12 protein-coding genes and 1 tRNA gene are annotated in these 12,063 nt (G+C 63.9%); 7 read left to right on the forward strand and 6 right to left on the reverse strand.

Going from position 1 to position 12,063, the window contains the following annotated elements:
• Positions 1–4: 4 nt before the first annotated feature.
• Positions 5–256 carry a BolA family protein gene (locus D1012_RS19015; RefSeq protein WP_118155715.1) on the reverse strand — a complete coding sequence of 84 codons (252 nt, stop codon included), beginning with the start codon at positions 254–256 and terminating at the stop codon, positions 5–7.
• Positions 257–346: 90 nt separating this feature from the next.
• On the opposite strand from D1012_RS19015, the gene D1012_RS19020 reads away from it, so the two are divergent.
• Positions 347–982, forward strand: a complete 636-nt coding sequence (locus tag D1012_RS19020; protein ID WP_118155716.1) for a J domain-containing protein — start codon at positions 347–349, stop codon at positions 980–982.
• Positions 983–1,087: 105 nt separating this feature from the next.
• On the opposite strand, the gene msrB is transcribed toward D1012_RS19020, so the two are convergent.
• Positions 1,088–1,564: a peptide-methionine (R)-S-oxide reductase MsrB gene (msrB, locus tag D1012_RS19025; RefSeq protein ID WP_118155732.1), complete on the reverse strand. Its 477-nt coding sequence runs from the start codon at positions 1,562–1,564 to the stop codon at positions 1,088–1,090.
• A 200-nt stretch (positions 1,565–1,764) separates the two neighbouring features.
• Here msrB and cobS point away from each other — a divergent pair, with 200 nt between their 5' ends.
• From cobS to D1012_RS19040, 3 genes are all read left to right on the forward strand, one after another.
• Positions 1,765–2,724 carry a cobaltochelatase subunit CobS gene (cobS, locus tag D1012_RS19030; RefSeq protein ID WP_199489567.1) on the forward strand — a complete coding sequence of 320 codons (960 nt, stop codon included), beginning with the start codon at positions 1,765–1,767 and terminating at the stop codon, positions 2,722–2,724.
• Between the two features lie 71 nt (positions 2,725–2,795).
• Positions 2,796–4,667, forward strand: a complete 1,872-nt coding sequence (gene cobT, locus D1012_RS19035; protein ID WP_118155717.1) for a cobaltochelatase subunit CobT — start codon at positions 2,796–2,798, stop codon at positions 4,665–4,667.
• Positions 4,668–4,753: 86 nt separating this feature from the next.
• Positions 4,754–6,547, forward strand: coding sequence for an aminopeptidase P family protein (locus D1012_RS19040; RefSeq protein WP_118155718.1), 1,794 nt, complete (start codon positions 4,754–4,756; stop codon positions 6,545–6,547).
• Here the strand turns inward: D1012_RS19040 and D1012_RS19045 are convergent.
• Positions 6,544–6,951, reverse strand: a complete 408-nt coding sequence (locus D1012_RS19045; RefSeq protein WP_118155719.1) for a SufE family protein — start codon at positions 6,949–6,951, stop codon at positions 6,544–6,546. The genes D1012_RS19040 and D1012_RS19045 overlap by 4 nt on opposite strands.
• A 136-nt stretch (positions 6,952–7,087) precedes the next feature.
• Here D1012_RS19045 and D1012_RS19050 point away from each other — a divergent pair, with 136 nt between their 5' ends.
• Complete coding sequence (locus tag D1012_RS19050) at positions 7,088–7,558, forward strand: hypothetical protein (RefSeq protein WP_233517186.1); 471 nt, start codon at positions 7,088–7,090, stop codon at positions 7,556–7,558.
• 2 nt (positions 7,559–7,560) lie between these two features.
• Here the strand turns inward: D1012_RS19050 and rnd are convergent, their stop codons facing one another.
• On the reverse strand, positions 7,561–8,718 hold the full coding sequence (gene rnd / locus D1012_RS19055; RefSeq protein WP_118155720.1) for a ribonuclease D: 1,158 nt from the start codon (positions 8,716–8,718) through the stop codon (positions 7,561–7,563).
• A gap of 173 nt (positions 8,719–8,891) precedes the next feature.
• Here rnd and D1012_RS19060 point away from each other — a divergent pair, with 173 nt between their 5' ends.
• Positions 8,892–9,890: a Hint domain-containing protein gene (locus D1012_RS19060; protein ID WP_118155721.1), complete on the forward strand. Its 999-nt coding sequence runs from the start codon at positions 8,892–8,894 to the stop codon at positions 9,888–9,890.
• Here the strand turns inward: D1012_RS19060 and purN are convergent.
• Positions 9,887–10,474 carry a phosphoribosylglycinamide formyltransferase gene (purN, locus tag D1012_RS19065; RefSeq protein WP_118155722.1) on the reverse strand — a complete coding sequence of 196 codons (588 nt, stop codon included), beginning with the start codon at positions 10,472–10,474 and terminating at the stop codon, positions 9,887–9,889. The genes D1012_RS19060 and purN overlap by 4 nt on opposite strands.
• Positions 10,471–11,517: a phosphoribosylformylglycinamidine cyclo-ligase gene (purM, locus tag D1012_RS19070; RefSeq protein WP_118155723.1), complete on the reverse strand. Its 1,047-nt coding sequence runs from the start codon at positions 11,515–11,517 to the stop codon at positions 10,471–10,473. The genes purN and purM overlap by 4 nt, the downstream gene beginning before the upstream one ends.
• A gap of 135 nt (positions 11,518–11,652) precedes the next feature.
• On the opposite strand from purM, the gene D1012_RS19075 reads away from it, so the two are divergent.
• Positions 11,653–11,728 (forward strand) — tRNA-Ile (locus D1012_RS19075).
• Positions 11,729–12,063 lie beyond the last annotated feature (335 nt).

The raw sequence follows: 12,063 nt of genomic DNA on the forward strand, positions 1-12,063 counted from the left end.
CGCCTCAACCCAGATCCAGCGCGATGGCATGAACCCGCGTGTTCAGGTCGCCCAAGGCGGCATGAACCGCGCGGTGCCGGGCGACCCGGCCCATCGGGGCCAGAACCTCAGACCGCAGCACGATCCGGAAATGGCTTTCGCCCGATCCGTCGTCGCCGGAATGCCCGGCGTGTTTGTGGCTTTCGTTCACGATCTCAATCTGTTGCGGCGCGAAAGCCGCTGTCAGCCGCTGGTGCATTTCGTCCTTCACGGTCATTTTTGACTTCTCCCTCTTCAATCTGCCGCTCAAACCCCTAAACTGTGCCGCCCGAGTCGGAAAGACAAAGGGCCGCAGGAAAGGCAGACCATGGTCACGAAACCCCCGTTTGAATTCGACATCCGCGTCTCGGCGGACAAGAAGCGCAAGAAAACCACACGCCGGGGGATGTCCGGGGCCTTCGACACCTCGAACAAGCCGTGCGACTTTCCGGGGTGCAAAGAACCGGGGGCCTATCGCGCGCCCAAAAGCCCTGACCTGCTGGATGAATTTTTCTGGTTCTGCAAAGAGCACATCCGCGAATATAACCTGAAGTGGAACTTCTTTCAGGGCACATCGGATGATGATTTCCAGAAGTTCCTCGACAAGGACCGGGTGTGGGAGCGTGAGACCAAGCCGTTCAGCCGCAAGGATGACGGCCGGGCCTGGGCGCGGCTGGGGGTTGATGACCCGCTGTCGCTCTTGGGCGAGAAAGCCACGCAGAACCCGGGCAGCCGGCCCGCAGGCACCTCGACCCGCAAGCTGCCGCCGACCGAGCGCAAGGCGATCGAAATTCTGGACGCGCGCGACACCTGGACCAAGACCGAGATCCGCAAACAGTACAAATCGCTGGTCAAGGATCTGCACCCCGACATGAACGGCGGCGACCGATCGGACGAAGAACGGCTGCAAGAGGTGGTCTGGGCCTGGGACCAGATCAAGGACAGCCGCTATTTCCGCGAGTGAGTAGCAGGGCGATTTTTCTGCGAAAAATCAGAACAGCGGGCGATGCCCGCTGTTTTCGTGCGCCGTGGTGATTTTTCGCAGAAAAATCGTGGGGCGAAACCGCTGTCAGGCCGTACGGAACGTCAGCGCTGCCCCGTTCATGCAATAGCGCTTGCCCGTCGGTTGCGGGCCGTCGCTGAACACATGGCCGAAATGCCCGCCGCAGCGGCGGCAATGCACCTCAGTCCTTGTGCCGAACAGGCTGCGGTCGTCCTTGGTGCGGATCGCATCGGGCAGCGGTTGCCAGAAGCTGGGCCAGCCGGTGCCGCTGTCGTACTTATGCTGCGACGAAAACGCGGGCAGATCACAACCGGCGCAATGATAGGTTCCGGCCCGGGTCTCCTTGTCCAGCGGGCTGGTAAAGGCGCGCTCGGTCGCCTCTTCGCGCAGCACGCGGTAGGCCAAATCGCTCAGCTTTGCCCGCCATTCGGCATCGGTCAGCTGAACCTCAAAATTCCCCTCGGCGGCCCAGGCCGAGCGGCCCGCAATCTGGCCAAGACCCATCAGGGCCACGCCGCCCAGAATGACTGCACGTCTGTTCATCATCGCCTCCATTTGCATAAACCTTACCGCCTTGTTACGGATCTGGCGCGGCAAAGGTTTCCGGCTCACGCAAATGGGAACGCCAGTCGGAATGGCGCAGAATCCCGCCCTTCCCCTTGAACCCCCCCGCGTTATGTTCCACAACTCCACAGGAACGGGCCGGACGGCCAGACAGGAATAGCAGGATACTGGATCACGCGATGAAACCGACTGAAGAAATTTCCGTGCGTGAGGTGTTCGGCATCGACACCGACATGAAGGTCAAGGGTTTTGCCGAAGCGACCGACCGCGTGCCGGCGATCGACCCGACCTACAAGTTCGATCCCGACACCACACTCGCGATTCTGGCGGGGTTTGCCTATAACCGCCGGGTGATGATCCAGGGCTATCACGGCACGGGAAAATCGACCCACATCGAACAGGTGGCCGCCCGGCTGAACTGGCCTTGCGTGCGCGTCAACCTGGACAGCCACATCAGCCGGATCGACCTGATCGGCAAGGATGCGATCAAGCTGCGCGACGGCAAGCAGGTGACCGAGTTCCACGAGGGCATTCTGCCCTGGGCGTTGCGCAACCCGGTCGCGATCGTGTTTGACGAATATGACGCTGGCCGCGCCGATGTGATGTTCGTGATCCAGCGTGTGCTGGAAACCGATGGCAAGCTGACCCTGCTGGACCAGAACGAGATCATCACCCCGCACCCGTCGTTCCGGCTGTTTGCCACCGCAAACACCGTGGGTCTGGGCGATACCACCGGCCTCTATCACGGCACCCAGCAGATCAACCAGGCGCAGATGGACCGCTGGAGCCTTGTGGCAACGCTGAACTACCTCAGCCACGATGCCGAAGCCGCCATCGTTCTGGCCAAGAGCCCGCATTACAACACCGAAAAGGGCCGCAAGGTGATCAACCAGATGGTCACCGTGGCGGATCTGACGCGGACGGCGTTCATGAATGGCGATCTGTCCACCGTGATGAGCCCGCGCACCGTGCTGAACTGGGCGCAGAACGCCGAGATCTTCCGCAATGTGGGCTATGCCTTCCGGCTGACCTTCCTTAACAAATGCGACGAGTTGGAGCGGCAGACGGTGGCCGAGTTCTACCAGCGCTGCTTTGCCGAGGAACTGCCGGAATCGGCAGCCTCGATGGCAATGAAATAACCCGGCAGGGCGGGGTCACCCTCGCCTGTGCCACATCGGCGGGGTGACCCCCGCCCTGACCGGGGCGTGAGATGAGCAAACCCACCGACAACCCAGCCGATCCGTTCAAGAAAGCCCTGGCCGAGGCGACCAAGGTCATGGCCGATGATCCGGAGATGACCGTAACCTATTCGGTCGATCCGCCCGGCATGAACCGTGATGGCGTGCGTCTGCCGCAGGTCAGCCGCCGGATGACGCGCGATGAGGTGTTGCTCGCGCGCGGCACCGCCGATGCCTTTGCGCTGCGCCGCAAGTTCCATGACGAGGCGGTGTCCAACCGCTATGCCCCCAGCGGCCAACTGGCGCGCGACATCTATGACGCGATGGAAACTGCCCGCTGCGAGGCAGTGGGCGCGCGGGCAATGCCGGGCACCGCTGGCAATATCGACGCCAAGATCGGGCATGAGGCCGACCGCAAGGGCTATGCCCAGATCACCAACTCTCAGGATGCCCCCCTGTCGGTGGCGGCGGGCTATCTGGTGCGGCATCTGGCCACCGGGCGCGATCTGCCGGCCGGGGCGGCCAATGTGATGAACCTGTGGCGCGGCTTTATCGAAGAGCAGGCCAGCGGCACGCTTGAAAACATCGACCATGTGCTTGCCGATCAGGCGGCCTTTGCCCGGCTGGCCCGCAAGGTGATTTCCGACCTCGGCTATGGCGATCAACTGGGCGACGACCCGGACGCGCCCGATGATGATCAGGCCGATGACGAGGCGCAGGAAGACGAGGACAGCCCCGAAAGCCAGGGCGACGAGCAGTCCGAACAGGACGAGTCCGAAGCCAGCCCCGAGCGCAGTCAGGAAGAGCAGCAGGATCAGACGCAGGCGCAGGTCTCGATGGAGGACAGCGCCGATATGGAGCAGGGCGAAGAAGCCGAACTGCCCGAAGGCGAAGCCCCGCTGGAGCCGCCGCCCCCTGCCCCGCATTCCTCGGCTGATCCGAACTATATCGTTTATACCACCGATTTTGACGAAGAAATCCGCGCCGAAGATCTGGCCGAACCCGCCGAGCTGGAACGGTTGCGCGCCTATCTCGACCAACAGCTGGAGCCGCTGAAGGGCGCTGTCAGCCGTCTGGCCAACAAGCTGCAGCGCCGCTTGCAGGCGCAGCAGAACCGCTCCTGGGATTTCGATCTGGAAGAGGGCACGCTGGATGCGGGGCGTCTGGCCCGCGTGGTGGCCAACCCGACCACACCGCTGTCGTTCAAGCAGGAAAAAGACACCGAGTTCCGCGATACCTGCGTGACGCTCTTGCTCGACAACTCCGGCTCGATGCGTGGCCGCCCGATCAGCATCGCCGCAATCTGCGCCGATGTGCTGGCCCGCACGCTGGAGCGCTGCTCGGTCAAGGTGGAAATCCTGGGCTTTACCACCCGCGCCTGGAAAGGCGGCCAGAGCCGCGAGCGGTGGCTGGCGCAAGGCCGCCCGCAGCAACCGGGGCGGCTGAATGATCTGCGCCACATCATCTACAAGGGCGCGGATGCCCCTTGGCGCCGCGCGCGGCCCAATCTGGGGCTGATGATGAAAGAGGGGCTGCTCAAGGAAAACATCGACGGTGAGGCGCTGGAATGGGCGCACCGCCGTGCCGCGTCGCGACCCGAGGCACGCAAGATCCTGATGGTGATTTCTGACGGCGCGCCGGTAGATGACAGCACCCTGTCGGTCAACCCGGCGAATTTTCTGGAAAAACATCTGCGCGATGTCATCGCCATGGTGGAGCGCAAAAAGGCGGTGGAGCTGATCGCCATCGGCATCGGCCATGACGTGACCCGCTATTATCAACGCGCGGTGACGATCACCGATGTCGAGCAGCTGGCGGGCGCGATGACCGAACAGCTGGCCGGGTTGTTTGACACCGATCCGCGCAAGCGAGCCCGTGTTTTGGGACTGCGCAAGACCGGATAGGGTCGTGCAGGTCGGTGCGGGCGGAAGGGGGCGCCGACCCCCGCGCTGTCGCGCGCGCCCGAAGTATTTTTAGCAAGGTGAATGCCATGTTCCAGAGCTTTGACAGCCACGCCACGCCGGATCAGGGGCCGCCCCGTCTGGCCGCGCTGCGTGGGGTGGTGCAGCGCGACGGTCTGGCCGGGTTCATCGTGCCGCGCGCCGATGCACATCAGGGCGAATATGTCGCCGCGCGGGATGAGCGGCTGCAATGGCTGACCGGCTTTACCGGGTCTGCGGGGTTTGCGGTGATTTTGCGCAATGTGGCGGGCGTGTTCATCGACGGGCGCTACCGGGTGCAGGTCAAGGCGCAGGTCGATCTGGGGCAGTTCACGCCGGTGCCATGGCCCGAGGTGAAAGCCGGAGACTGGATCAAGGCGCATCTGGGCGCGGGCGAGGTCGGCTTTGACCCCTGGCTGCACAGCGCCGATGAGATTGCCACGTTGCGGGCGGTGCTGGAGCCTGCGGGGATCGGGCTGCGCGCCACGCGCAATCTGGTTGATACGATCTGGCCCGACCAGCCGCCTGCGCCCTGCGGGCTGGCCTTTGCCCACCCGGATGCGTTGGCGGGGTTCAGCAGCGCCGACAAACGCGCGCGGCTGGCCGAGGGGTTGCGTGGGGCGGGGCAGCGCGCGGCGGTCCTTACCCTTCCCGACTCGATCTGCTGGCTTTTGAACATCCGGGGCGCGGATGTGCCGAAAAACCCGGTGCTGCAGGGCTTTGCCATTCTGCATGATGATGGCCGCGTCACGTTGTTCACTGACCCCGCCAAGCTGGACGATCAGGTGCGCGCGCATCTGGGGCCTGAGGTCAGCCTGCGCCCGCCTGCGGCCTTTGTCCCTGCCCTGCGCACCTTGTCTGGCCCGGTGCGGGTGGACCGTGCCTCTGCCCCGCTGGCGGTGAGTGACGAGCTGACCGATGCGGGCATCGCGGTGGTCTGGGGTGACGACCCCTGCCGTCTGCCAAAGGCGCGCAAGACCGCAGCCGAGATCGAGGGCATGCGCGCCGCCCATCTGCGCGATGGGGCGGCGATGGTGGAGTTTCTGGCCTGGCTGGACCGCCAGCCACCGGACACCCTGACCGAGATTGATGTGGTGACCGCGCTGGAAGGGTTCCGCCGCGCCACCAATGCGCTGCATGACATCAGCTTTGACACCATCTGCGGCGCCGGGCCGAATGGCGCGATCATGCATTACCGCGTCACGCGCGAGACCAACCGGGCGGTGCAGAACAACGAGCTCTTGCTGGTGGATTCCGGCGCGCAATATCGCGACGGCACCACCGACATCACCCGCACGGTGGCAGTGGGTGATCCGGGGGATGAGGCGCGCATGTGTTATACCCGCGTGTTGCAGGGCATGATCGCAATCTCGCGCGCGCGTTTTCCCAAAGGGCTGGCCGGGCGCGATCTGGACCCGCTGGCGCGGTTCCCGCTTTGGGTGGCGGGGCAGGATTTCGACCATGGCACCGGGCATGGTGTGGGGGCGTTCCTGTCGGTGCATGAGGGGCCGCAGCGGCTGAGCCGGTTGTCAGAGGTGCCGCTGGACCCCGGCATGATCCTGTCGAACGAGCCGGGGTATTACCGCGAAGGGGCGTTCGGCATCCGGCTGGAAAACCTGATCGTTGTGCAGGTGGCGGAAAGTCTGGGCGACAATCGCGCGCAATACAGCTTCGAGACGCTGACCTTTGTGCCGTTGGACCGTCGGCTGATCGTCATGGCGATGCTGTCCGCTGATGAGCGGATCTGGCTGGATGGCTATCACGCCGAGGTGCTGGCAAAGATCGGGCCGCGTGTGTCTGGCACGGTGCTGGACTGGCTGACAGCGGCCTGCGCGCCGCTTTAAGCCTGCGCTGCGACCGAACGGATGCGGTCAACCATGGCCCGCACGCCATTGGACCGCTGCGCTGACAGGTGATCGTTCAGGCCCAACCGGCCCAGTTCGGCGGGGGCATCCACCGCCGCCACCTGATCCACCGGCACACCTGAATACAGCGCATGCAGAATGGCGATCAGCCCGCGCACGATCATCGCATCGCTGTCGCCCTGAAAGTCGAACGTGCCATCTGCCACCACCGGGCGCAGCCAGACCTGACTGGCGCAGCCGTCCACCTTCAGCGCGGGCACCTTGAATTCATCGGGCAGGGGCGGCATCGCTTTGCCCAATTCGATGACATGACGATAGCGGTCTTCCCAATCGTCCAGAAAATCAAAGGTCTCGGCGATGTCTTCAAATGCGGCGGTGGCCATGGGCGGGGCTCCTTTGCCCCTGAGGTAATGCCCACCCCGGCCCGCGTCCAGCCCCCTTTGCCGCCAAATCAAACCCCGCCCTTTTCAAAAGCAGGCTGATCGGCTACCCAATGGCAAAGCGAAGATGGATGGACCAATGAAACGCCCCCCGATGAAGAGTCCTGTGACCGCTGCCCTTGTTGCCGTTCTGGTTCTTACCTCTTGCGGGTCGGTGCGCGAGTCGCGGCTGAACCCGTTCAACTGGTTTGGCCGGTCAGAGCGGGTGGAAACCATCGCACCGCTTGTGGCAAAGGTTGATCCACGGCCGCTGGTGGCGGATGTGGTCACGCTGAGCATTGAGCCCTACAGCGGCGGCGCGATCGTGCGGGCCACCGGCGTCATGGAAAGCCAGGGCTGGTGGCAGGCTGAACTGGTCGAGGCGGAAAGCGACGATCCGACCCATCTGATGCTGGAATTCCGCGCCCTGCCCCCGGTCACCCAGACCGCAGCAGGCACTGTGCGGTCGCGCGAAGTGACAGCCGCAGTGACCCTCGGCCCCCGTCGGCTGGAAGAAATCTCGCGCGTGACGGTACAGGGCGCGCGCTCGGCGCGCACCACCCGCCGGTAAGGCTAAAGCCGCACCACCCGCACCTCGTTGCCCTTGGCGGACAGGGCGATTTCGCCCCGGCACAGCCGCAGGGCATCATCGCCGAACGCTTCTTTGCGCCAGCCGCCAAGCGCCTCGACCGCGCGGCCACCGGCGGCAATGGCGTCAAGGTCAGAGGACGAGGCGATCAGTTTTGGCGCCACGCCCAGACTTTCCGATTTGGCCTTTAGCAAGACCCGCAAAAGATCGGCCAGCGCCGGGTTGACCTGAATCTGCTCGCGCTCATCCGCGACCTTTGGCATGTCTTCCGGCTTCATCGCCAGACCGGCCTTGACCGCCGCCAGAATGCCATCGGCAATCTCGGGCTTGCGGCCTTCGCGCATCAGCAGGCGTGACCGGCCCAGCTCTTCAACCGACGTGGGACGGGTCGAGGCCAACTCCAGCAGGGCGTCATCCTTCATCACCCGGCTGCGCGGCACGTTGTGCTTTTGCGCGTAATCTTCGCGGAACCGCGCCAGTTCCTTGACCACCGCCAGAAACCGGCCCGAGGTGGTACGGGTCTTGATCCGCAGCCAGGCCTCATCGGGGGTGGTGGTGTAGGTCTCGGGATTGGTCAGCACCGCCAGCTCTTCGCCGACCCAGTGCGCGCGACCGTTTTTGGCCAGCTGTGCCGCCAGCCATTCGTAGATCACCCGCAGATGGGTGACATCAGCCAGCGCATATTCCTTTTGCGCATCGGTCAGCGGGCGGCGGGACCAGTCGGTAAAGCGGCTGGTCTTGTCCAGATTTTCCTTGGCAATCTTGCGTACCAGCGTCTCGTAGCCGACCTGCTCGCCAAAGCCGCAGACCATGGCCGCGATCTGGGTGTCGAACAGCGGCTCGGGAAAGACATTGCCCTCGACAAAGAAGATCTCCAGATCCTGCCGGGCGGCGTGGAACACCTTGACCGTCGCCTTGTGGCGGAACAGGTCATAGAGCGGCTCCATGCTCATCGCCTCGCCCTCGATCGGGTCGACCAGAACCGCATCGCCGTTTTTGCCGGGCAGCGCCATCTGGATCAGGCACAGCTTTGACCAATAGGTCCGCTCGCGCAGAAACTCGGTGTCGATCGTCACGTAAGGTTGGGATTTGGCAGCCTCGCAGAATGCAGCAAGGTCTTCGGTCGTGGTGATAGTGCGCATCGGTCGCGTCTTTCAAGGGGCCGCGGGGGCATCCCGCAACAGGTGTCTTTCCGCTATAGGCGGCAGCTTTCACCTTGAAAAGCCCCGCAACTGTGTTTCTGACGGATTTCATTAAGACAACCGCCACCAAAGCTGCTAAATTCTTAACAAGTGGACGCAGAAAATCGGACAGAATGTCACAAGTCGAACTTTATCTGCGTGGCGATCAGATTGGCAGCTACCAGTCTGTTTCGTCGACAGGCAATGGCGACGGGATGAAAGTAACGTTGTCCGGGGTCAAGCCACTGGGCGGTGCTGACACCACTTACCGCGTTGTGGTGCGGCAGGTGAACACCGGTCAGAGCGTTTTCAGCAACGGTCAGTTTGTCGATATCTACGTCTGGCCCGACGATGACCCGCCTGATCCGCCGATTTATTCCAGCCTGAACCCGCAGCACGACCAGTTCCAGGGCCGGGCCTCATCCTCCGGGCATCAGATCTTTACCAACCCGGCAAAGATCGTGTTCCAGACGGACCCGATCACGCCCGGCACGCTGCAATTCGGGCCGGGAGCAAAGCCCGCGCGCGAAGAAAAGCTGCCGTTTGACAAGTATCCGCCCACCCCGCCCGCCATTCCCTGCTTTGTCGCGGGCACGCTGATCCGCACCAATCGCGGCGAGGTTCCAGTGGAACAGATCCGCCCCGGCGACCGGCTGCAAACCATGGATAACGGCTATAGCCCCGTGGTCTGGGCCGGTCAGCGCAAGGTGTGCGGGTTAGGCAATATGGCACCCGTAAGGTTCGAAGCAGGGGTTGCAGGCAACCGGCGCAAGCTGCTGGTCTCGCCGCAGCACCGGATGCTGGTCACCGGCTGGCCGTCAGAACTGACCATGGGGGAGCGGGAAACCCTCGCCGCTGCGGTGCATCTGGTCAATGGGCGCCACATCCGTCGGGTGCGCAGGCCGATGGTCACCTATTGCCATCTGCTGTGCGAAGAGCATCAGGTGATCTTTGCCGAAGGCGCGCCGTCTGAGAGCCTGTTCGCCGGGGGCAAATCGCTGTCGGCCTTTGACCACGCCGCGCGGGCGGAAATCCGGCGGCTGTTCCCCTCGCTCTGCCCGCTCAGTGGCACCGGAACCGGCATCGCCCGCCCGGTCCTGAGCCGTGTCGCGGCCCGGCTGGCGCTGGCTTAACCGGCCTGCCGCGCAGACAGCCCCGCCACAAACTGCCGCAGCACCTGCGGATACAACCTGTGCTCTTCGACCAGCACCCGCGCCGCCAGCGTCCCGGCGGTATCGCCGGGCAGGACCGGCACCGCCGCCTGCCCCAGCACCGGCCCGGCATCCAGCTCCGCCGTCACCTGATGCACCGTGCATCCAGCCTCAACATCGCCCGCGTCCAGCGCGCGCTGATGCGTGTGCAGGCCGGGATACTTTGGCAACAGCGACGGGTGGATGTTCAGCATCCGCCCGTCAAACCGGCGCACGAAATCGGGGGTCAGCACCCGCATGAACCCGGCAAGGCACAGCACATCCGGTTTGGCCGCAAGGAGGGGACGCAACAGCTCGGCCTCAAACGCCGCCCGGTCGCGGCCAAAGGCGCTATGATCCACCGCAGCCGTCGCCACTCCCAAGGCCGCGGCGCGGGCCAGACCGCCCGCCTCGGGGTCGTTCGACGCCACCAGCACCGGCTGTGCAAACCCGTCGGCCTGCATCGCCTGCACCAGCCGCAGCATGTTGGAGCCACCCCCGGAAATCAGGATGGCAACCCGTGTCACAGCAGGCGGCCCTTGTAGATCACGCCCTCACCCGGCACCACCTGCCCCATGCGGATCACGGTCTCGCCCTCGGCGCGCAGCAGATCGACCAAGGCCTCGGCCCGGTCTTCGGCGACCACCAGCATCATGCCGATGCCGCAGTTAAAGGTCTTGAGCAGTTCCGGTTCCGACATGTTCGCGGTCCGCGCCAGCCAGTCGAACACCGGCGGCAAGGTCCAGGCATCCAGATCAATCTCACACGCCAAGCCTTCGGGGATCACGCGCGGCGGATTTTCGGTCAGCCCGCCGCCGGTGATATGGGCCAGCGCATGCACGCCACCTGCCCGCACCGCCGCCAGTGCCTGCTTCACATAAAGCCGCGTCGGCGCCAGCAGGGCAGCCCCCAGAGTGCCGTCACTGAACGGCGAGTCTGCATCCCAGCCCAGCCCCGACAGCTCCACCACCTTGCGCACAAAGGAATAGCCGTTGGAATGCACGCCGTTGGACCCAAGGCCCAGCAGCACATCGCCCGCGCCCACGCCCGAGGGCAGATCCGCCCCGCGCTCCATTGCCCCCACGGCAAAGCCCGCAAGGTCGAAATCGCCACCATGATACATGCCCGGCATTTCCGCCGTCTCGCCGCCGATCAGCGCGCAGCCGCTCGCCTCACAGCCGGCTGCGATACCAGTGATAATGCGGGTTGCCTGATCCAGCTCCAACTTGCCGGTCGCAAAATAGTCGAGGAAGAACAGCGGCTCCGCCCCCTGGCACACCAGATCGTTGACGCACATCGCAACCAGATCGACGCCGATGGTATCAACATTGCCGGTGTCAATCGCGATCCGCAGCTTGGTGCCCACGCCATCGGTCGCAGCCACCAGGATCGGGTCGTTATAGCCCGCGCCCTTGAGGTCGAACAGCGCGCCAAAGCCGCCAAGCCCGCCCATGGTGCCCGACCGCATCGTGCGTTTGGCCGCAGGCTTGATCCGCTCGATCAGCGCGTTGCCTGCGTCAATATCCACGCCCGCATCGGCATAGGTCAACCCGTTGTGGCCTTTGGTCATCGCCCGTCTCCGTTCAGGGAATCCGCTATCGGGTCTCCCTTACGCGTTTCCCGATTTGGGCGCAACAAACCAACCCCGTCCCCACCCACACAACCTTGACCCGCGCGTCTGATCTGCTAGGCAAGGCAGCGGTAAGGGGCTGTAGCTCAATGGTTAGAGCCGGGCGCTCATAACGCCTTGGTTGGGGGTTCGAGTCCCTCCGGCCCTACCAAGAATACGTTTCCATTGTGGATTAGGCATAAGTGTGCAGGTTTTGGGGGTTTTTCGTGCACCCCCCTGTCAAGTGACAGATGGGTGATCGGGCTCAGACCAACGAGAAGGTCCCGCAACCTATTGCAGAGCAAGGGAATCTTTCTTTGGATTTAGTGCCAGCGTTCATGCAATCGTTTCCTGAGGGCCGCACCAGCAATCCCGAGAACTAGGGTTAGGACCCATTGATTTCAGCTGCGCGGCATGATTCAGGCTCCGCAAGGAGACTGGATCATGAGCAACCTTTTCTGGCTGACGGATGCGCAGATGGCTCGCCTTCGGCCGTTTTTCCCCAAG

This window comes from Pseudotabrizicola alkalilacus (assembly GCF_003443995.1).
Taxonomy (GTDB): domain Bacteria; phylum Pseudomonadota; class Alphaproteobacteria; order Rhodobacterales; family Rhodobacteraceae; genus Pseudotabrizicola; species Pseudotabrizicola alkalilacus.